The organism is Stutzerimonas stutzeri, from assembly GCF_038561965.1.
Lineage (GTDB): Bacteria > Pseudomonadota > Gammaproteobacteria > Pseudomonadales > Pseudomonadaceae > Stutzerimonas > Stutzerimonas stutzeri_AA.
On record NZ_CP139348.1, the window covers coordinates 177260 to 197418 of the forward strand.

Here is a 20159-nt window from a genome sequence, read left to right on the forward strand (position 1 = left end):
ATGCAAAGCCTGGCGATCATCGGCGGTGGGTTGGTCGGCGCCAGTCTTGCGCTGGCCTTGCAAAATGGCGCGCGCGAGCGTGGCTGGCAAATTCACCTGATCGAGCCGTTTGAGCCGGGCCACGAGTACCAGCCGAGCTATGACGCGCGCTCCACGGCGTTGTCCTACGGCACGCGGCTGATCTATCAGCGCCTAGGGATTTGGGAGCAGATTGCCGAGCGTGCTGAGCCGATTCTGCGCATCCATGTATCCGAACGTGGCCGCTTCGGTGCTGCACGGCTTGATTGTGCTAGCGAAGGTGTCGAGGCGTTGGGTTATGTGGTGGAGAACGCCTGGATCGGCCATTGCCTGTGGCAAGCGCTGGACGACGAGGTGGTAACCCGCCACTGTCCGGCCGAGGTCGAGCGGCTGGAGCCCAGCGCTGCGGGCTATCGACTGAGCTTCACCGACGGGCAGCGCCTGGAATGCGACCTGACCGTGCTGGCTGATGGCGGCCGCTCCGGTTTGCGTGAGCAGCTCGGAATCCACGTGTCGCGACGGCCCTATGGCCAGACCGCACTGATCGCCAATATTACCCCAGGCAAGCCACACGGCGGTTTGGCCTTCGAACGTTTCACCGAAGACGGTCCGATGGCGTTGCTGCCGTTGCCGGATGATCGCTGCGCCCTGGTGTGGACGCGCGCTCAGGCTGACGCTGCGCACCTGGCGCAGGCGCATGAGGCAGTCTTTCTCGCTGAGCTGCAGGAGGCTTTCGGCTATCGCCTGGGGGCGTTGCAGCAGGTCGGCGCTCGACACCTGTATCCGCTGACGCTGATCGAGGCCGAGGAGCAGGTCCGCTCCGGCCTGGTGGTACTGGGCAACGCGGCGCATAGCCTGCACCCGATCGCTGGGCAGGGCTATAACCTGTCGCTGCGTGATGTGGACGCGCTGAGTGCCGGCTTGCTGAACAGCGATGCGCCGCTGGGTGACCTGACGGTGCTGCAGACCTATGCGAGCAGGCAGCGCATGGATCAGCGCATGACCGTCGGCTTTTCCGATCAGGTCACCCGGCTGTTCGTCGACTCCGGGCGCCTGGTCGCCGCCGGCCGTAATCTCGGCCTGCTCGGGCTGGACCTGATGCCCACCGCCAAGCGCTGGTTCGCGCGTCAGGCCATGGGTCTGGGTACTCGCGCTGGCTGAGCGCCGCAACCAAAGGACTCTGCATGAGCGGCTCCCGTTTGGCGCGCAAGGCGCGGTTTCTGCGCTGGGCCATGAATTTCTACCCGCCATACATCGGTGCGGGTGTACGGGTGCGGCACATCAGCGCTGATCTGCGTCTGGTTCAGGTAAAGATGGTGTTGCGCTGGTACAACCGCAACTATGTCGGCACGCAGTTCGGCGGCTCGTTGTATTCGATGGTCGACCCGTTCTTCGTGCTGATGCTGATGGAGAATCTCGGCCGTGACTACATCGTCTGGGACAAGGCGGCCAACATAGAATTCGTCAGTCCCGGACGCGGCGCCGTGTATGCCGACTTTGCGATCAGCGACAAGCTGCTGGATGAAATCCGCGCGCACACGGCTGACGGCGGTAAGTACCTGCCCAGAATGCATGTCGAAGTGCGCGACGGCGAGGGCACGTTGGTGGCTCGGGTGCAGAAGACCCTCTATATAAGACTCAAGCCGCGTACGCGGCAGCCAGGAGAGAAGTGATGCATGCGGATCTGATCATCGTTGGCGCCGGTATGGTCGGCAGTACGCTGGCGCTCGCCCTCGAAGGCTGCGGACTGGACATCGTCGTGCTCGATGCGAGCCCGCTCGAGGTTGTCGCCTTCAATCCGCAGGGCGGTTTCGAGCCACGGGTCAGTGCGCTGTCCGCCGCCAGCCAGCGCGTCCTGCAGCGGGTTGGCGCCTGGCCTGGTATGGCTGCGCGGCGAGTCAGCCCGTACACCGATATGCACGTCTGGGATGGTTCCGGCACCGGGCAGATCCACTTTTCCGCCGAAACGGTGCATGCCGAAGTGCTCGGTCATATCGTCGAGAACCGGGTTGTGCAGGATGCCCTGTTGGAAACCATGCAGCGCCATGGTCAGGTGCGGCTGATCGGCAATGCCCGCGTCGAGCAGCTGGCGCGCACGGATGAGGGCTGGCAGCTGACGCTCGCCGACGGTCGCGAACTGCACACTGCATTGCTGATCGCGGCAGATGGCGCCAGTTCGGCGATACGCCGTCTGGCAGGGTGTGAAACCCGCGAGTGGGATTATCTGCACCAAGCGATCGTCACCAGCGTGCGCTGCCGCGAGCCTCATCAGCGTACGGCCTGGCAACGATTCACCGATGACGGCCCCCTGGCGTTTCTGCCGCTCGAACGCGATGGCGATCGGCACTGGTGCTCGATCGTCTGGTCGGTCACCGAGACCGAGGCCACACGGTTGATGGCGCTGGATGACGTGGCGTTCCGTAAGGCGCTTGGGCGCGCCTTCGAGGAACGCCTGGGCGAAGTGCTCGAAGCCGATCCTCGTCTGTGCATCCCGCTGCGTCAGCGCCACGCCAAACGCTACGTGCAGCCTGGTCTGGCGTTGATCGGTGATGCGGCGCATACCATTCATCCGCTGGCGGGGCAGGGCGTGAACCTGGGTCTGCTGGACGCAGCCGTGCTGGCCGAAGTGCTCAAGGCGGCAGTTGCGCGCGGCGAGCGGGTGGCCGATGTGCAGGTGCTGAGCCGCTTCGAGCGCCGGCGGATGCCGCACAACCTGGCGATGATGGCTGCAATGGAAGGCTTCGAGCGATTGTTTCAGGCCGATCCCCTGCCGCTGCGCTGGCTGCGCAATATGGGCTTGAAGACGGTGCAGGCATTGCCAGAAGCGAAAGCGGTTTTTGTTCGCCAGGCGCTCGGGTTGACTGGCGATCTGCCCGAGCTGGCCCGCCCCTGATATCAGATTGATATTTACAAAACGTTACGGCACGATTTGTCGCATTGAGAAGGTAAATAACATTCACTACTATTCAGCCTCTGTTTCCAACTCACCAAGAGGCTGTTCCATGCAGGCAAGCAAAGGTTTACTCGCCGCCCTGACGCTCACGGCGCTATCGGGTGCTGTCCAGGCTGCCGACGAAGTGGTGGTTTACTCCTCGCGCATCGACGAACTGATCAAGCCGGTGTTCGACGCTTACACCCAGAAAACCGGCGTCGCGATCAAGTTCATCACCGACAAGGAAGCCCCGCTGATGGCCCGCATCAAGGCCGAAGGCGCGAACACTCCGGCGGACCTGCTGTTGACCGTCGATGGTGGCAACCTCTGGCAAGCCGAGGAAATGGGCCTTCTGCAGCCGCTCAACTCCCAGGTGGTCAAGGACAACATCCCTGCCCAGTACCGTTCCTCCAATGACGCCTGGACTGGCCTGTCGCTGCGCGCACGGACCATCGTCTACTCCCCGGAGCGGGTCAAGGAAGGTGAGCTGAGCACCTACGAGGCGCTGGCTGATGAGCGCTGGGACGGCCGTCTGTGCCTGCGTACCAGCAAGAAGGTCTACAACCAGTCGCTGACCGCCACCATGATCGAAACCCATGGCGCCGAGAAGACCGAGCAGATCATCAAGGGCTGGGTTGGCAATCTTGCTACCGACGTCTTCGCCGACGACACGGCGCTGGTGCAGGCTGTCGACGCCGGCCAGTGCGATGCCGGCATCGTCAACACCTACTACTTCGGTCGTCTGCACGCGCAGAACCCGCAGCTGAAGGCCAAGCTGTTCTGGCCGAACCAGAACGACCGCGGCGTGCACGTCAACCTGTCGGGTATCGGCCTGACCAAGCATGCACCGCATCCAGAAGCTGCTCGCAAGCTTGTGGAGTGGATGACCAGTGAAGAAGCGCAGAGCATCTTCGCCGACATCAACATGGAATACCCGGCCAATGCCAGCGTGAAACCGTCTGCCGAAGTGGCAGCATGGGGCGAGTTCAAGGCCGATACCATTCCGGTGGAAGTGGCCGGCAAGCGCCAGGCCGAAGCCATCAAGCTGATGGATCGCGCTGGCTGGAACTGATCAGCCCTCCGCGCTTGCAGCGGTGACGTGCGGCTCCGGCCGCCACGTTTGCCGCTGCGGTTATACTCGGCGCCCCGGCCTGGTCCGGGGCGTTGTTTTTTTAGCTGTCGAGGCTTGAGTGTCCCATCCCGTCGAGCGCCGCTGGTACCCCATCACTTTCGCTGTTGCAGCCTTGGTGTTGCTGCCACTGAGCATTTTGTTGTTCAGCTGGAGCAGTATCGATACCGAGATATGGTCGCACCTGTGGGACACCCAGATGCCGCGCCTGCTGGGCAATACGCTGACACTGGTGCTTGGCGTGGGCATCGGCGTGGTAGTGCTCGGCGTCAGCCTCGCCTGGCTGACCGCATTGTGCGAATTTCCCGGGCGCCGCTGGCTCGATTGGGCGCTGATGCTGCCGTTCGCAATTCCGGCCTACGTGCTGGCCTTCGTCTTCATCGGCCTGCTCGATTTCGCAGGGCCAGTGCAAAGCCTGGCGCGTGAGTGGTTTGGCAGCGGCATCCGCTTCCCGCGGGTGCGCTCAACCGGTGGCGTTATCACGGTGCTGGTGCTGGTGTTCTATCCCTACGTCTATCTGCTGGCGCGATCGGCATTCCTCGCCCAGGGCAAGGGGCTCATGGAAGCAGCGCGGGTACTTGGCCAGTCACCCTGGCAGGCGTTCTGGCGGGTCGCGTTGCCGATGGCGCGCCCGGCTGTTGGTGCCGGTCTGGCCCTGGCGATGATGGAAACCCTGGCAGACTTCGGGGCGGTATCGGTATTCAACTTCGATACCTTCACCACGGCAATCTACAAGACGTGGTACGGCTTCTTCAGTCTGACCAGCGCGACGCAGCTGGCCAGTCTGCTGCTGCTCGCGGTGATGCTGGTGCTGTACGGTGAGCGCCGCGCACGCGGTGCGGCGCGGCCGGCCAACGAGCGGGCCCGTTCCGCGGCGCTCTATCGCCTTACCGGCGTAAAGGCTTTCGCTGCCAGCGCCTGGTGCGGCTTGGTGTTTCTCTGCGCCTTTGTCATTCCGGTGCTGCAGCTACTCGTCTGGCTGTGGCAGCGCGGTCGCTTCGATCTTGACGAGCGCTACGCCGGCCTGATTCTGCACACGCTCTACCTCGGCGGCATGGCTGCGCTGATCACTGTGACCGTGGCGCTGCTGCTGGCCTTCGCTCGGCGTCAGGCGCCGGTGCGCTCGATCCGCAGTGCCGTCAGCCTGGCCAACCTCGGCTACGCCCTGCCGGGTTCGGTGCTGGCGGTATCGATCATGTTGGCGTTCAGCTACCTGGACCGGCATATGGTGATCCCGCTGTCGAGCTGGTTGGGCGGGGCGGGCAAGCCGATCCTGCTCGGTAGTCTCGGGGCGTTGCTGCTGGCCTATCTGATTCGCTTCATGGCGGTTGCCTTCGGACCGCTGGAGAATGCGCTGGCGCGGATTCGCCCTTCACTGCCGCAAGCAGCGCGCAGCCTTGGTGTCGGTGGTCCGGCGTTGTTCATTCGTGTTTACCTGCCCTTACTGTTGCCTGGCACTCTCAGCGCGGCGCTGCTGGTGTTCGTCGATGTACTCAAGGAAATGCCGGCTACCTTGCTGATGCGTCCGTTCGGCTGGGACACCCTGGCCGTGCGTATTTTCGAGATGACCAGCGAAGGCGAGTGGGCCCGTGCCTCGCTGCCGGCGCTGACCCTGGTGTTGGTGGGGTTGTTGCCGGTAGTGCTGCTGATTCGCCGATCAGCGAGACGGATCGGCTAGTCGCGCAGCGTTTACCTGCAAGGCGCTGGGGCCACGGTTTAGCCGCGGTTGGACCTCCAGTCCGCTGTTGCCTGAAGCGCCGTGACCTGCCGCCACCTTGGGGCTACAATGCGCGCCATTCGAAAGTCGCCGGTCCCCGCAGAGCCCGGCTTTACTGACTTTTCCAATGCCGATTCGGCGACCTGCCCGGAAGGAGAAACCCATGGGTCAGCGTACTCCCCTCTACGATCAGCACCTTGCGCTTGGTGCCAAGATGGTCGACTTCGGTGGCTGGGACATGCCACTGCACTACGGCTCCCAAGTAGAAGAGCATCATCAGGTGCGACGTGACTGCGGAGTGTTCGACGTCTCGCACATGACCGTCGTCGATGTGGCTGGCGAGCAGGCCACAACCTTCCTGCAACACCTGCTGGCCAACGACGTGACGCGCCTGAAAAGTACAGGCCGAGCGCTATACACCGCGATGCTCAACGAGCGCGGCGGCGTGATCGATGACCTGATTGTCTACCTGACCAGTTGGGGTTACCGCCTGGTGGTCAATGCCAGCACCCGCGACAAGGATCTGGCCTGGATGCAGCAGCAGGCGACCGGCTTCGCGGTCGAGGTCAAGGAGCGTCCGGACTTGGCCATGCTGGCGATCCAGGGCCCCCATGCGCGGGCGCGGACAGCCGAATTGCTCAACCAGAATCGGGCTGCGCTGATTCAGGAGCTCAAGCCATTCCAAGGCATGGCCGAGGGCGACTGGTTCATCGGGCGTACTGGCTATACCGGCGAAGACGGCTTGGAAATCATCCTGCCGGCCGAGCAGGCGCCCGATTTTCTCAGCGAACTGGTCGGCGCCGGCATTCCGCCGATCGGTCTCGGCGCCCGTGACACCCTGCGTCTGGAGGCCGGCCTGAACCTGTACGGCCAGGACATGACCGAAGACGTCTCGCCGCTGACCGCCAACATGGGCTGGACCGTGGCCTGGGAGCCGGCCGAGCGTGAGTTCGTCGGGCGTGCCGCGCTGGAGCAGGAGCGGGCGCGTGACGACCTGCCGAAGCTGGTCGGCCTCGTACTGGAAGAGCGCGGCGTCCTGCGTGCCCATCAGGTCGTACGGGTCAATGGCGTCGGTGATGGCGAGATTACCAGCGGCAGTTTTTCTCCTACGCTTGGCAAGTCCATCGCTCTGGCCCGCGTGCCGGCCGGCACCGCTGAGCGCGCGGAAGTGGAAATTCGTGGCAAGTGGTATCCGGTGCGTGTGGTGCAGCCGACGTTCGTGCGGCACGGCAAGGTACTGGTGTAAATTCGACCGACTGTTTTGCGCGACTGCTGTCAACAGCCTTGAGGACACAACAATGAGCGATATCCCCAGCGATCTGCGTTACGCCGCCAGCCACGAGTGGGCCCGTCTCGAAGCGGACGGCAGCATCACCGTCGGCATCTCCGATCACGCTCAGGAAGCGTTGGGAGATGTGGTCTATGTCGAGCTGCCCGAGGTCGGGCGCCAGCTCAATGCCGGTCAGGAAGCCGGCGTGGTCGAATCGGTGAAAGCCGCATCCGACATCTATGCGCCAGTCTCTGGCGAGGTAATCGCGATCAACGAGGCGCTGGCCGATTCGCCGGAGCTGGTCAACAGCGATCCGTACGGCAACTGGTTCTTCCGCCTGCAGCCAAGCGACCAGTCGGACCTGGACAAGCTGCTTGATGCAGCCGCTTACCAAGCCGCCTGCGACGCCGACGCCTAAGCATCATCCACAAAAGCCCCGCTCTGCCGGGGCTTTTGTTTTTTTCGAGAGTAGCATCCATGCCGCATATGCCGAGCCTTTCCCAACTCCAGCAATCCGACGCCTTTCTGCGCCGCCACCTTGGCCCGGATCAGGGCGAACAGCAGGCCATGCTTGACGCCCTGGGCCTGACCAGTCGCGAGCAGCTGATCGAGCAGACCGTGCCGCCGGCGATCCGCCTGCAGGGTGAGCTGAGTCTGCCGACGGCGCTGGACGAACAGGCAGCGCTGGCCAAGCTGCACGGCTATGCCGAACAAAATCTGCTCTGGACCAGCCTGATCGGCATGGGCTACCACGGCACCATCACCCCGCCGGTAATCCTGCGCAACGTGCTGGAGAACCCGGGCTGGTATACCGCCTACACGCCCTATCAGCCGGAGATCGCCCAGGGTCGCCTGGAGGCTCTGCTGAACTATCAGCAGATGATCATCGACCTTACCGGGCTCGATCTGGCCAACGCCTCATTGTTAGACGAAGGCACTGCTGCCGCCGAAGCCATGACCCTGGCGCGGCGCATGGCCAAGAGCAAAAGCAACCGCTTCTTCGTCGAGGAAAACTGCCACCCGCAGACGCTCTCCGTGGTGCAGACCCGTGCCGAGGCGTTCGGCTTCGAACTGGTGGTCGGTACGCTGGACGAGTTGACCGGGCAGGATGTGTTCGGCGCGCTGCTGCAGTATCCCGACACCCATGGCGAGATCCGCGACCTGCGTCCGGCCATCGAGCAGCTGCACGCGCAGCAGGCGCTGGCCTGCGTCGCGGCCGATCTGCTCAGCCTGCTGCTGCTGACACCACCGGGCGAGCTGGGTGCCGACGTGGTACTCGGCTCGACCCAGCGCTTCGGTGTACCGATGGGCTACGGTGGTCCGCACGCGGCGTATTTCGCCAGCCGTGACGAATTCAAGCGCGGCATGCCAGGGCGCATCATCGGCGTTTCCAAGGACGCCCGCGGCAACACTGCATTGCGTATGGCGCTGCAGACTCGCGAACAGCACATCCGCCGTGAGAAGGCCAACTCCAACATCTGCACCGCGCAGGTATTACTGGCCAATATCGCCGGCTTCTACGCCGTGTATCACGGCCCGCAAGGCCTCAAGCGCATCGCCCAGCGTGTGCATCGGTTGACGGCCATCCTCGCTGCCGGTCTGGAGCAGAAGGGCATCGTCCGCCTCAACCAGCATTTCTTCGACACCCTGACGCTCGAGGTCGGTGGCGCGCAGACCGCCATCATCGAAAGCGCCGAAGCGGCGCAGATCAACCTGCGCATCCTCGGCCGCGGCCGGTTGGGCGTCAGCCTCGATGAAACCAGCGACGAGCGTACCGTCGAGCAGTTGCTGGCGATCTTCCTCGGCGCCGATCACGGCCTCGATGTTGCCGCGCTGGATGCCGGCGAGTTGGCCAGTGGCGTTCCCGCGGCATTGCAGCGCGAAAGTGGCTACCTCAGCCATCCGGTGTTCAACTCGCACCACAGCGAGACCGAGATGCTGCGCTACCTCAAACAGCTGGAGAACAAGGATCTGGCGCTCAACCAGGCGATGATTCCGCTCGGCTCCTGCACCATGAAACTCAACGCCACCAGCGAGATGATTCCGATCACCTGGGCCGAGTTCGCCAACCTGCATCCGTTCGTTCCGCGCGGTCAGGCGCAGGGCTACAAGCGGATGATCGATGAGCTGGAAGACTGGCTCTGTGCGATCACCGGCTTCGACGCGATCAGCATGCAGCCCAACTCCGGGGCACAGGGCGAATACGCCGGCCTTGTCGCCATCCGCAAATATCACGAGAGCCGCGGCGAAGGGCAGCGCGACATCTGCCTGATCCCGTCCTCGGCGCATGGCACCAACCCCGCCTCGGCGCAGATGGTCAGCATGCGTGTGGTCATCGTCGAGTGCGACAAGGGCGGCAACGTCGATCTGGAAGACCTCAAGCGCAAGGCCGCCGAGGCGGGTGATCGGCTGTCCTGCCTGATGATCACCTATCCTTCGACTCACGGCGTTTATGAGGAGAACGTGCGCGAAATCTGCGCGGCGATCCACGCCCACGGTGGTCAGGTGTACATGGACGGTGCCAACCTCAACGCCCAGGTCGGTCTGGCACGTCCGGCGGACATCGGTGCCGACGTCTCGCACATGAACCTGCACAAGACCTTCTGCATTCCCCACGGTGGCGGTGGCCCCGGTATGGGCCCGATTGGTGTCAAAGCGCACCTGGCTCCGTTCGTCGCCAATCACCCGGTAATCGAGCTGGAAGGTCCGCAGCCTGGCAACGGCGCGGTCAGCGCTGCGCCTTGGGGTAGCGCGAGCATTCTGCCGATCAGCTGGATGTATATCGCGATGATGGGTCCGCAGCTGCGCGACGCCACGGAAGTCGCCATTCTAGGCGCCAACTACCTGGCCAATCGCCTCGGCGGCGCCTTCCCGGTGCTCTACGCCGGTCGCAACGGCCGCGTCGCCCACGAATGCATCCTCGACCTGCGCCCACTCAAGGCGGAGACCGGTATCAGCGAGGAGGACGTCGCCAAGCGCCTCATGGACTATGGCTTCCATGCGCCGACGATGTCATTCCCGGTGCCTGGCACGCTGATGATCGAGCCGACCGAGAGCGAGTCGAAAGCCGAGTTGGATCGTTTCGTCGAAGCGATGCTGAGCATCCGCGCGGAGATTGCCAAGGTGCGGGACGGTGAGTGGCCGGCGGACAACAACCCGCTGGTGCGCGCACCGCATACGCTGGCCGACGTGATCGGCGAGTGGGACAGGCCGTACAGCATCGCCGAAGCGGTGACGCCGAGCGCACATGCCCGCGCGCACAAGTACTGGCCTGCGGTAAATCGCGTGGACAATGTCTACGGCGACCGCAACCTGTTCTGCGCCTGCGTACCAGTGGACGCCTATCGCGACTGAGAAGCGCTGCAGGCCTGAAATCGGCGTAATACGCTGATTTCAGGTTTTTTCAGATTGAGGTGGGTGTTGCGCTTCAACCCCGGCGGGGGTTCGCAGGGTGGATGTCGCTTTTCACATCCACCAGCGATTCCTTCAGGGTGGCTTGATTAAGCGCATTCACCCTGCGGCTGACTCACGTTTCTGGCTCTTGCTCTTCTTCGGACGCCTCGTCCAACAGGCCCAGCCAACTCGCCAGCACCAATTGGGCTTCTTCGATGCCCTGACGCTTGGGTGCGGAGAACAGCTGCACGCTGACCTCTTCACCCCACCTCTGGCGAATATCTCGCTGAATGGTCAGCAAGGCAGTCTTGGCTGCGCCGAAGGCCAACTTGTCTGATTTGGTCAGCAGGATGTGCAGCGGCATCTGGCTGGCGTTGGACCAGTCCAGCATCATGCGGTCGAACTCGGTCAGTGGATGGCGGATGTCCATCATCAAGAACACGCCGGCCAGGCTCTCGCGGCTGCCCAGATAGGCTTCCAGGTGGCGCTGCCAGTGCTGCTTGAGCGGGATCGGCACTTTGGCGTAGCCGTAACCAGGCAGGTCAACCAGGCGACGCTCATCGTCGAGGCGGAAGAAGTTGAGCAGTTGGGTGCGGCCAGGAGTCTTCGAGGTGCGCGCCAGGTTGGCGTGGGTCAGGGTGTTCAGCGCGCTGGACTTGCCTGCGTTGGAGCGGCCGGCGAAGGCTACTTCCAAACCCTCGTCGGCCGGGCACTGATCGACCTTGGCGGCGCTGATCATGAAGGAGGCCTGTTGGCAAAGGCCGAGAATCGGGTTTTTCGGTAGCATGGTCGTTCCGGTGAGTGCACGCGGGTGCGGCAATGGTTCGTTTCCGTTTCAGAAACGGGAGTATATAATGCCGCAGTTTTTATGTGCGCTTTGGCCTGATATAGGGCCATGCGTGGCATCCAGCCGGATTCGGGTGCCTGTGCGGCGGTAACGCCGCCTTGATGCGGACACCCAGCGTGCCACTATAACGAGCGTCGCCCCGGCTCTATGCCGAGCGCGACCCGAAGAATTCCCTTTCAAACCCTTAGCCGTAGTTGGATTAGCTGATGAACAAAGTACTCGTGAGTCTGCTGTTGACCCTTGGCATCACCGGTATGGCCCACGCGGCTGGAGACGCCGAAGCTGGTCAGGGCAAAGTTGCAATGTGTGGCGCTTGCCACGGTGCCGATGGCAACAGCCCGGCCCCGAACTTTCCGAAACTTGCTGGCCAGGGCGAGCGATACCTGCTCAAGCAGCTGCATGAAATCAAGGCCGGTAGCACGCCAGGCGCTCCTGAAGGCGTAGGTCGCAAGGTGCTGGAAATGACCGGTATGCTCGATCCGCTGAGCGAGCAGGACCTGGAAGACATCGCCGCCTACTTCTCCAGCCAGAAGGGCAGCATCGGTTACGCCGATCCGGCTCTTGCCGCAGAGGGTGAAAAGCTGTTCCGCGGTGGCAAGCTCGATCAAGGTATGCCGGCCTGTACCGGTTGCCACGCGCCGAATGGTGTCGGCAATGACTTGGCTGGCTTCCCCAAGCTCCGCGGACAGCATGCGGCGTACACCGCCAAGCAGCTGACCGACTTCCGCGAAGGCAACCGCACCAATGACGGCGATACCATGATCATGCGTGGCATCGCTGCGAAACTGAGCAACAAGGACATCGAAGCGCTGTCCAGCTACATCCAAGGCCTGCATTGATCGCATTGGCAGGTTGAGCAGAAGGGCGTCCGGGCCACAGCCCCGACGCCCTTCTGCGTTTTTGGGTATATGGCGCAGCCTTCATCATGGCTTCGTATCGGCAAATGAAAAACGCTGGCGAGTCTGGGCGTTTTGCTGCAGCCTGTTGCGCCATCGGTCCGTCGTAAACAGGAGTATTTCATGCGCAATATCCTACTCACTGCCGTTTTCGCCGCTGCGAGCCTTTTTGGCGCTGCAGCCCAGGCAGCGGAGTTTCAAGCAGGCAAGGAATATGTCGAGCTGAGCAGCCCGGTGCCGGTGGCCGACCCGAGCAAGATCGAAGTCGTCGAGCTGTTCTGGTACGGCTGTCCGCATTGCTATCAGTTCGAACCGGTGATCAAGCCCTGGGCCGAGCAGCTTCCGGAAGATGTGCAGTTCAAACGCATTCCGGCCATGTTTGGCGGAATCTGGAACGCCCATGGTCAGCTGTTCATCGCGCTGGAATCCATGGGTGTGGAGCCGAAAGTGCATGATGCGGTGTTCGCCGCCTATCATCAGGAGCGCAAGAAGCTCGCCACGCCTGAAGAGATGGCCGATTTCCTCGCCGGCCAGGGCATCGACAAGCAGACCTTCCTCAAAGCCTACAACTCATTTGGCGTGCGGGGCCGGGTAGAGCAGGCGAAGAAGCTCGGCATGGCGTATCAGATTACTGGCGTACCGGTGATGATCGTCAACGGCAAGTACCGCTTCGATCTCGGTTCGTCCGGTGGTCCGGAGCGCACGTTGCAGGTGGCCGATTTCCTCATCGAAAAAGAACGCGCGGCGCGGTAGACCACGATGCTGCGCCGCTGGAGCGCTCCACGCCTTGCCGGACCCGGCAAGGCGTGCGTCAATCCGCATTGCCTGGCCAGTAGCGGATTGCCAGCTGACGGACGCTTGCGACTGCTCAGCTTCAATATCCAGGTCGGCATCAGCACGGAGCGCTATCACCATTACCTGACGCGTAGCTGGCAGCATCTGTTGCCGCATCCTGGGCGTGCAGGGAATCTGCAGCGCATCGGCGAGGTGCTCGGCAACTACGACCTGGTGGCGTTGCAAGAGGCCGATGGCGGCAGCATGCGCTCCGGCTATATCAATCAGGTCGAGCATCTGGCCCATCTGGGCGCTTTCCCGTACTGGTATCAGCAGCTCAATCGCAACCTCGGACGCTTTGCCCAGCATAGCAACGGCGTGCTCAGTCGACTTGAACCGCAGGGGTTGGAGGATCATCCGCTGCCCGGGCCTTCTGGACGTGGCGCGATCCTGCTGCGCTTCGGCGAGGGACCGGACGCGCTGGTCGTGGTGATGATGCATCTGGCGCTGGGTGGCGGCGCCCGGACGCGCCAGCTGGCCTATATCCGCGAGCTGATTGGCGGCTATCGTCATCAGGTATTGATGGGTGACATGAACACCCATGCCAATGATTTGTTGGAAAACTCGCCGCTACGCGACCTCGGCTTGCTCGCGCCACAGGTTGAGGCGACCTTCCCGAGCTGGCGGCCGCAACGCTGCCTGGATCATATTCTGCTGAGCCCTAGCCTGACGCTGGAGCGCGTCGACGTGTTGGCATTGCCGATTTCCGATCACCTGCCGGTGGCAGTGGAGATTCGCTTGCCCGACTCGCTTCAGGCCGATTCCCTGCCGGTACAGGTACAAGAAACGAAATGAGCGTAGAAGCCGAACGCTGGAAGGAAAAGTATCTTCAGCTCGCCGAGCGGCAGGAGCAGCAGGAAGCCCGCTGGGAACAGCGTGTCGACCTTCTGCGGCGCAGCCTGGTGCGTAGCAGCCTGGCAGTGGAGGGTGCGGACCCGGCGGTCGAGCGCTGCCTGCACGAGATGCGCGAAATCCTGCGTGAAGGTGATCTGGATGAGGGCCTCAGCCAGCTTGTGCCGCGTCTGGAAAAGGCCGTGCTGGAATCCGAGCGCCATCGCCAGGAGCGCGCCGCTCGGCTTACCGAGGCGTTGCATCGGCTGGTTTCCCAGCTGTTGGGCATGTCGGTACCGGCAGAGTTGCGCAAACCGCTCAAGCGGTTCGCCAAGGATCTGGATCAGCGTGCTGCGAGGCTGCGCGAGCTGCCTGTGCTGCTGGGCGAGCTGAGCGACCTGCAAGGCCAGGTGCTGGACCTGCAGGGCATGTCCGCGCCGCAGCAGAGCGGCTTTTTGAAACGGCTGTTCGGCCGCGATGTGCCGTTGACGGTGGCGCCGGCTGAGGCAAGCGACGGCAACCCGCCGGCCGTTGCGGTGGCTGGGGTCGAACTCGCCACTGTGGCCGCGCCGCTGGCCGAGCAACCCCTAGCGGTGGCAGCGTCAGCGGATCGAGTAGTCGATGCGGTGGAAGTGGCATCGCCAGATGCGGATCCTATCGTCTCGCAGGACGAGGACGACGCGCAGCCAGCTGACGGATTGCCGGGCGCCGCCGCCTACGCCTTGCCGGATTCCCCCGAGCCGGCGTTCAGCGTCGTCGCCGACAGGGTAGAGGCAACGCTCAATAGCCTGCTGGACAGTCTGCATCTGCCCGAGCAGCACCAGCCGCAACTGCAGACCCTGCGCGCGCGCATTCAGCACGGTTTGAACTGGTACGAATTGGTGCCGGTGCTGGACGATCTGGCGATGCTGATGATTGCCTTCAGCGATCAAGGGCATCGGGATTTCGAGAACTACCTACAAACGCTCAACGAGCGCCTGACTGCAATGCAGGAGAACCTCCTCGCGGCGCACGAAGGACATAACGAAGGGCGAGATGCCGCACAGGCACTGGATGCGGAGCTGCGTGAGCAAGTCGGTGGCCTGCAGCACAGCATGCGCCAGGCGACCGATCTGAGCAGCCTCAAGCAGGTGGTCGAGGCACGCCTGGACGGATTGCTGGATACGGTGGATACCTATCGGCAACAGCGCAGTGAGCAGGAACACAAGCTCGGCGAGCGTCTGCAGCAGTTGGTCAGCCGGGTCGGCAGTCTCGAGCAGGCTGCGCGCGGTTTGCGTGGGCATCTGGAAGAGCAGCGGCAGAAGGCCTTGCAGGATCCGCTGACCGGGCTGCCCAATCGGGCCGCCTGGAACGAGCGCCTGGACCTGGAATTTGCCCGCTGGCAGCGCTACGGCGGCGAACTGCTGCTGGCGGTGCTGGATGTCGATCACTTCAAGCGGGTCAATGATGGTTACGGCCACCTGGCAGGCGATCGGGTGCTCAAGATCATCGGGACCGAACTTCAAAAAAGGCTGCGCAAGACCGATTTCATTGCCCGCTTCGGTGGTGAGGAGTTTGTCGTGCTGCTGCCCAATACACCCGATGAGGCGGGCCGGCAGCTGATGGAGGCACTGCGTGAGTCGATCGGAAGCTGTCCTTTCCATTTCAAAGGCGAGCGCGTCTCCATTACGCTTTCGGCCGGCCTGACCGCTTTCGCCGAAGGCGATACCGCCGAGCGTGCCTTCGAGCGCGCCGATGGCGCGCTCTATCGCGCCAAGAATGCCGGGCGCAACCGCGTCGAACTGGCCTGACCGGTTGACATCGATCGTCGCCGTTCGGCCGGTATACTCACGCCATTCACCGCACCGCACCAGCAGGGGCCACGTACCGGGCTCCCGCTCATCTGCGTCATTTCGCCGTCGACACAGAGGTTGTCCCGATGAAAGTCATCACCGCCACATTGATGCTCCTGCTACTGGCCGGCTGTGCCAGCGGGCCCCGTATCGATACCAGCCATAGCTCGCTCGGCCACGACAGTCGTACCCAGTTCATCGTGCTGCACTACACCTCGACCGACTTGTCCCGCTCGCTGGAGCTGCTCAGCGGTCGAGATGTCAGCAGCCACTATCTGATCGGCGACTCGCCCGCGACCATCTATCGGCTGGTGGACGAGAACCGGCGTGCCTGGCATGCCGGCGAAAGCGAGTGGAACGGCCGCACCTGGCTCAACGCCACATCTATCGGCATTGAGCTGGTCAATCGCGGTTACGTCGAAAGCGCGGACGGACGTCGGCTCTGGTATCCCTACTCCGAGGCGCAGATCGACGCGTTGGTGGTGTTGCTCAAGGACATCATGGCGCGTCATGGCCTCAAGCCGGGCGCCATCATCGGCCACAGCGATATCGCGCCGCAGCGCAAGGTCGATCCGGGTCCGTTGTTCCCCTGGAAGCGTCTTGCCGACGAGGGCCTGGTGCCCTGGCCCGATGCCGGCGCGGTAGCCGCGGAGCGGTTGCGCTATGCATCCGAGGGCTTGCCGGCAATCACCTGGTTCCAGGATGCACTGGCAGCGCAAGGCTATCGGGTACCGAGGCACGGTCATCTGGATGCCGAGACGCGCAACGTGGTAGCGGCTTTCCAGATGAAATATCGCCCGGCGCGCTTCGACGGTGAGCCGGACGCAGAGACGGCGGCGATGTTGCAGGTGCTCGCCAGTCAGGCGCAGCGCTGAGCTCAGTAGACCGTAGTACCAATCAGCCTGGAGTCGGCCAGCGCTGCCGTGCGATGTTCGGCGGCAGCCTGATAGTCGCGGTCGACGATCATCGCCAGAAAGGCTTCCTTGGATGGATAGCTGACAAGCAACAGATCGTCCCATTGCTCGTCTGGCGGGGCGATCAGGGCGGCATGGGCCTTGGCGCGAACCTCGACCGCGCCACCGCTGGCTTGCACTTTGGCCAGCGCCACGCGGCTGTAGCGGGCGTAGGCTTCGCGGCCGCTGCAGGGGCTGTGCGCGCTGCCGGCTGGATAGGTTGCCTGATCGTTATAGCGCAGCAGATTGAGCATCAGGATAGGTACCCCGGAAGGCATCGCCGCAACGTAGTCGGCGAGCTGTGCTGGGCTTGGGTTCAGGCTCGGCATGGACGTTTCCTCGATGGCGCCTTCAGATCGGTAGCGCGACGTAGAAGATGGTGCCGTGGCCGATCCGCGAATGCACGCCAATGCGACCACCATGCAGCTGGGCGATTTCCTTGCATAAGGCAAGCCCCAGTCCTGCGCCGCCACGTCGCCGACCGATCTGCACGAACGGCTCGAAGATGCGCGCCTGCTGGCTGTAGGGGATGCCTTCGCCATTGTCTTCGACGCTGAGGATCATCCGTTCGCCATGGTGCCGTGCCAGCAGCCGCACCTCACCGCCCTTGGGTGTATGACGAAGGGCATTGCTCAGCAGATTGTCCATTACCCGTTCGATCTGCTGACGGTCGAGCATCAGCGTCGGTAGGGGTTGCTGCAGCTCCAGTTTTAGCTGCACATCCTGCTCGGTTGCGGCTACTTCGAAGCGTTGACGTGCGGCCTCGATCAGCTCAGGAATGTCGCACTGTTCCAGTTCGAGCTTTTGCTGGCCGCTCTGGTAGCGGGAGAAATTCAACAGGTCGTTGATCAGCCGTACCAGGCGCTGCATTTCCTCGTGCACGGTGTCGAACAGGTCCGACTCGCGGCTGTCGGCCGGATAACGCAAACGCTCGCGCAACAGGCTGAAGGCCATCTGCATGCCGGTGACCGGCGTGCGCAGCTCATGGGAGGCGCGCAGCACGAATTCGTTGCGCACGCGCTCGAAGGTGCGCTGGTCGGTGACGTCGTGCAGCACCATGACTGCGCCGCTGATGCTGCCGTCATGGTGGCTGACCGGGCTGATGCGCCAGGCCAGCAGGCGGCGCTCGCCATCGGCCTCGATGATCAGGTCCTCGGGTGGGTCGGACAGCGGCTTGTCGTCCAGTACCTGGCGCGCGGCGTTGTCCAGGTCCGGATAACCCAACGCTTCGCCCAGCGTGGAGCCCAGGTGTTCGTTCTCCCAGGCGAGCTGGCGCTGCGCTACCGGATTGGCGTGCTCCAGGCGCCCGTCGCGGTCGACGATCAGCAGGCCGTCGTCGATGCTGTCGAGCAGGGCTTGCAGGCGTTGCTGGCCATTGACCAGCGCCTCCACGTTGGTCTGCTTGAAGTCGTGCAGGGCCTGGGCCATCAGGCCAAAGCGGCGACTCAGCGAGGACAGCTCGGCAATCGGCGGCGTCGGTAGGGTGATATTGAAGTCGCCGCGACCGATCTGGTCGGCCGCGGCGGACAGCCGCTCGATCGGCTCGCCGAAGCGCCGTGCGAAACTATGGGCAGTGATGAAGCCGATCAGCAGCACCGCAATTGCGGTCAGCCCGAGCAGGCCGGCCAGGAGCGAGGCTCGGTCGCGGCTGCGCAGTTCGGTGTCGCGAATCTTGTCGTAGGCCGCGCCCTGCATGTCGGTCATCAGGCCGCGAACGCGGTTGAAGGACTGGCTCAGCGGGTTGTCTTCCAGCAGCGTCAGGTTCTGATGCCGGGTGGCGTCGATCTGCTGCAGGAACGCGGCGTAGGCACTGGCTATGGTCTGGAAGGCTTGCCGATCGGCATCGTCGTTGGCTTCGGCTATTCCGCGTTCGAGGGTCTGCTGGAAAGCTTGCCGCAGCGGGTCGAGGGCCTCGCTGCGGCTGTTGTCGGTGAGCATCACGATGAGGTGATTGCCCAGCGCCTGGCGCAGCTGCTGGTTGATCTCGATGATGCTGAAGTTGTTGCGGATAAGCTGTTCCTGGCTCTTGGCCATCTGCATTACGCTGACCAGCGCCAGCAGCAGGCCGAGCAGGGCAACCGTCATCAGGGCCGAGAACCCGAGAAACAATCGGGTTCGCAGCTTCATCTGGAGTTTCATAGGCCGTACTGCTTGCGCTTTCTGTAGAGGGTCGAGGCGTCGATACCAAGGATGCGGGCGGCCTGCTCGAGGGTATCGCTGGTACTCAATACGCCGGCGATGTGCGCCTTCTCCAGCGCTTCCAGGCTCAGCGGCTCGCCGATACGCGGCGCATTGCTGCCGACCTGCTCACCGAGTCCCAGGTGGCTGATTTCGATCATCTGCTGGGGGCAGATGATGCTGGCCCGCTCGACCACATTGCGCAGTTCGCGGACGTTGCCCGGCCAGCGATAAGTCCTCAGCGCCGCCATTGCCGCATCGCTAAAGCCGCGTGCGGGACGACCGTAGTTCTTCACGAAGAATGCAAGGAAGCGTTCAGCAAGGGTCAGGACATCCTCTGGCCGCTCACGCATCGGCGGCAGGTTGAGCGTGATGACGTTGAGGCGATAGAGCAGGTCTTCGCGGAACTTGCCTTCGCGGACCATTTCTTCGAGGTTCAGGTTGGTTGCCGCGAGGATGCGCACATCGGCGCGGCGGGTCACCGGATCGCCGACCCGCTCGTATTCCTTGTCTTGAATGAAGCGCAGCAGCTTGGGTTGCAGCGCCAGCGGGAAGTCGCCGATTTCGTCGAGGAACAACGTGCCGCCATCGGCCTGGTTGACGCGCCCCAGCGTGCTTTCGGTGGCTCCGGTAAAGGCGCCGCGGTTGTGGCCGAACAGCTCGCTTTCCATAAGGTCGGCGGATAGCGAAGGGCAATTGATGGTGACGAAGGCTTTTTTCGTGCGACGGCTCCAGGTGTGTATGGCGCGTGCGAGTTCGCCTTTACCTGTGCCCGATTCACCGAGAATCAGGATGTTGGCGTCGGTGTCGGCAACCTGACGGGCAGTCTCCAGCACCGCCATCATCGCCGGACTGTGCGAGCCCAGGGCGTCGCTGCGCTGCTTGACCTCGCCTTCGAGTGCCTCCAGCCGAGCGGCCATCTGGCGTACTTCCAGCTGCTTGGCGGCGGACAGGCGGAGTTGTTCGGGGCTGCATGGCTTGAGCAAGTAGTCGGCTGCGCCGGCTTGCATGGCGTCTACGGCAGTATCGACGGCCGAGTGAGCTGTGACGATCACCACGCGCATCCAGGGCGCGAGCATGCGCATCTGCTGCAGCACGTCCAGCCCGTTGTCTTCGCCCAGACGCAAATCGAGGAAGCAGAGATCGAATACCTGGCGCTGCAGAATGGCTTCGGCCTGCGCCGCGCTGGCTGCAGTCATCACCGTGTAGCCACGATCCTCCAGGCAGTAACGGAAGGTACGCAGGATCGCTGCTTCGTCATCCACCAGGAGGATGCGTCCGCCGTTGTCCGTCGTTTGTTCCATGGATGCTCCCATCAAAAGGCGAATT

17 protein-coding genes are annotated in these 20159 nt (G+C 63.2%); 13 read left to right on the plus strand and 4 right to left on the minus strand.

From position 1 onward, the window contains the following. The 8 genes from ubiH to gcvP all read left to right on the plus strand — a co-directional run bounded on the left by ubiH (position 1) and on the right by gcvP (position 10420). The gene (gene ubiH, locus SM130_RS00800) at positions 1–1179 is read left to right on the plus strand and encodes a 2-octaprenyl-6-methoxyphenyl hydroxylase (protein WP_102823947.1); all 1179 of its coding nucleotides are present in this window, start codon (positions 1–3) and stop codon (positions 1177–1179) included. A 23-nt stretch (positions 1180–1202) separates the two neighbouring features. Then, the gene (locus SM130_RS00805; protein WP_102823948.1) at positions 1203–1691 is read left to right on the plus strand and encodes a DUF4442 domain-containing protein; all 489 of its coding nucleotides are present in this window, start codon (positions 1203–1205) and stop codon (positions 1689–1691) included. After that, positions 1691–2911, plus strand: a complete 1221-nt coding sequence (locus tag SM130_RS00810; protein ID WP_102823949.1) for a 2-octaprenyl-3-methyl-6-methoxy-1,4-benzoquinol hydroxylase — start codon at positions 1691–1693, stop codon at positions 2909–2911. The genes SM130_RS00805 and SM130_RS00810 overlap by 1 nt, the downstream gene beginning before the upstream one ends. Positions 2912–3020: 109 nt before the next feature. Further along, positions 3021–4022, plus strand: coding sequence for an extracellular solute-binding protein (locus SM130_RS00815; RefSeq protein WP_102823950.1), 1002 nt, complete (start codon positions 3021–3023; stop codon positions 4020–4022). Between the two features lie 118 nt (positions 4023–4140). Next, positions 4141–5757, plus strand: coding sequence for an ABC transporter permease (locus tag SM130_RS00820; RefSeq protein ID WP_102823951.1), 1617 nt, complete (start codon positions 4141–4143; stop codon positions 5755–5757). 202 nt (positions 5758–5959) lie between these two features. Further along, positions 5960–7042 (plus strand): glycine cleavage system aminomethyltransferase GcvT, encoded by a 1083-nt coding sequence (gene gcvT / locus SM130_RS00825; protein WP_102823952.1) that lies wholly within the window; start codon positions 5960–5962, stop codon positions 7040–7042. 52 nt (positions 7043–7094) lie between these two features. Then, positions 7095–7484, plus strand: coding sequence for a glycine cleavage system protein GcvH (gene gcvH / locus SM130_RS00830; RefSeq protein WP_102823953.1), 390 nt, complete (start codon positions 7095–7097; stop codon positions 7482–7484). Between the two features lie 59 nt (positions 7485–7543). Then, positions 7544–10420, plus strand: coding sequence for an aminomethyl-transferring glycine dehydrogenase (gene gcvP, locus SM130_RS00835; RefSeq protein ID WP_102823954.1), 2877 nt, complete (start codon positions 7544–7546; stop codon positions 10418–10420). Positions 10421–10592: 172 nt separating this feature from the next. Here the strand turns inward: gcvP and yihA are convergent, their stop codons facing one another. Then, positions 10593–11246, minus strand: a complete 654-nt coding sequence (yihA, locus tag SM130_RS00840; protein ID WP_102823955.1) for a ribosome biogenesis GTP-binding protein YihA/YsxC — start codon at positions 11244–11246, stop codon at positions 10593–10595. 266 nt (positions 11247–11512) lie between these two features. Here yihA and SM130_RS00845 point away from each other — a divergent pair, with 266 nt between their 5' ends. The 5 genes from SM130_RS00845 (at position 11513) to SM130_RS00865 (ending at position 16574) form a co-directional block, all read left to right on the plus strand. Then, positions 11513–12145 carry a c-type cytochrome gene (locus SM130_RS00845; RefSeq protein ID WP_102823956.1) on the plus strand — a complete coding sequence of 211 codons (633 nt, stop codon included), beginning with the start codon at positions 11513–11515 and terminating at the stop codon, positions 12143–12145. Positions 12146–12325: 180 nt separating this feature from the next. Continuing rightward, on the plus strand, positions 12326–12955 hold the full coding sequence (locus tag SM130_RS00850) for a thiol:disulfide interchange protein DsbA/DsbL (protein ID WP_102823957.1): 630 nt from the start codon (positions 12326–12328) through the stop codon (positions 12953–12955). A 6-nt stretch (positions 12956–12961) separates the two neighbouring features. Beyond that, positions 12962–13831: an endonuclease/exonuclease/phosphatase family protein gene (locus SM130_RS00855; RefSeq protein WP_102823958.1), complete on the plus strand. Its 870-nt coding sequence runs from the start codon at positions 12962–12964 to the stop codon at positions 13829–13831. Beyond that, on the plus strand, positions 13828–15657 hold the full coding sequence (locus SM130_RS00860; RefSeq protein WP_102823959.1) for a GGDEF domain-containing protein: 1830 nt from the start codon (positions 13828–13830) through the stop codon (positions 15655–15657). The genes SM130_RS00855 and SM130_RS00860 overlap by 4 nt, the downstream gene beginning before the upstream one ends. 128 nt (positions 15658–15785) lie before the next feature. After that, a complete protein-coding gene (locus SM130_RS00865; RefSeq protein ID WP_102823960.1) occupies positions 15786–16574 on the plus strand; it encodes an N-acetylmuramoyl-L-alanine amidase in 789 nt (262 codons plus the stop codon). A gap of 2 nt (positions 16575–16576) precedes the next feature. Here the strand turns inward: SM130_RS00865 and SM130_RS00870 are convergent, their stop codons facing one another. The 3 genes from SM130_RS00870 to algB are packed head-to-tail and all read right to left on the minus strand — an operon-like array spanning position 16577 to position 20134. Next, positions 16577–16981, minus strand: a complete 405-nt coding sequence (locus SM130_RS00870; protein WP_102823961.1) for a DUF1330 domain-containing protein — start codon at positions 16979–16981, stop codon at positions 16577–16579. A 22-nt stretch (positions 16982–17003) separates the two neighbouring features. Next, positions 17004–18791, minus strand: coding sequence for a KinB sensor domain-containing domain (locus SM130_RS00875; RefSeq protein ID WP_102823962.1), 1788 nt, complete (start codon positions 18789–18791; stop codon positions 17004–17006). Then, positions 18788–20134, minus strand: coding sequence for a sigma-54-dependent response regulator transcription factor AlgB (gene algB / locus SM130_RS00880; protein WP_102823963.1), 1347 nt, complete (start codon positions 20132–20134; stop codon positions 18788–18790). Before algB ends, SM130_RS00875 begins: the two co-directional genes overlap by 4 nt. Positions 20135–20159 lie beyond the last annotated feature (25 nt).

Coding starts and splice junctions, on each gene's coding strand:
- ubiH (WP_102823947.1), top strand. CDS start 1: ATGCAAAGCCTGGCGATCATCGGCGGTGGGTTGGTCGGCGCCAGTCTT.
- SM130_RS00805 (WP_102823948.1), top strand. CDS start 1,203: ATGAGCGGCTCCCGTTTGGCGCGCAAGGCGCGGTTTCTGCGCTGGGCC.
- SM130_RS00810 (WP_102823949.1), top strand. CDS start 1,691: ATGCATGCGGATCTGATCATCGTTGGCGCCGGTATGGTCGGCAGTACG.
- SM130_RS00815 (WP_102823950.1), top strand. CDS start 3,021: ATGCAGGCAAGCAAAGGTTTACTCGCCGCCCTGACGCTCACGGCGCTA.
- gcvT (WP_102823952.1), top strand. CDS start 5,960: ATGGGTCAGCGTACTCCCCTCTACGATCAGCACCTTGCGCTTGGTGCC.
- gcvH (WP_102823953.1), top strand. CDS start 7,095: ATGAGCGATATCCCCAGCGATCTGCGTTACGCCGCCAGCCACGAGTGG.
- gcvP (WP_102823954.1), top strand. CDS start 7,544: ATGCCGCATATGCCGAGCCTTTCCCAACTCCAGCAATCCGACGCCTTT.
- yihA (WP_102823955.1), bottom strand. CDS start 11,246: ATGCTACCGAAAAACCCGATTCTCGGCCTTTGCCAACAGGCCTCCTTC.
- SM130_RS00845 (WP_102823956.1), top strand. CDS start 11,513: ATGAACAAAGTACTCGTGAGTCTGCTGTTGACCCTTGGCATCACCGGT.
- SM130_RS00850 (WP_102823957.1), top strand. CDS start 12,326: ATGCGCAATATCCTACTCACTGCCGTTTTCGCCGCTGCGAGCCTTTTT.
- SM130_RS00855 (WP_102823958.1), top strand. CDS start 12,962: ATGCTGCGCCGCTGGAGCGCTCCACGCCTTGCCGGACCCGGCAAGGCG.
- SM130_RS00860 (WP_102823959.1), top strand. CDS start 13,828: ATGAGCGTAGAAGCCGAACGCTGGAAGGAAAAGTATCTTCAGCTCGCC.
- SM130_RS00865 (WP_102823960.1), top strand. CDS start 15,786: ATGAAAGTCATCACCGCCACATTGATGCTCCTGCTACTGGCCGGCTGT.
- SM130_RS00870 (WP_102823961.1), bottom strand. CDS start 16,981: ATGCCGAGCCTGAACCCAAGCCCAGCACAGCTCGCCGACTACGTTGCG.
- SM130_RS00875 (WP_102823962.1), bottom strand. CDS start 18,791: ATGAAACTCCAGATGAAGCTGCGAACCCGATTGTTTCTCGGGTTCTCG.
- algB (WP_102823963.1), bottom strand. CDS start 20,134: ATGGAACAAACGACGGACAACGGCGGACGCATCCTCCTGGTGGATGAC.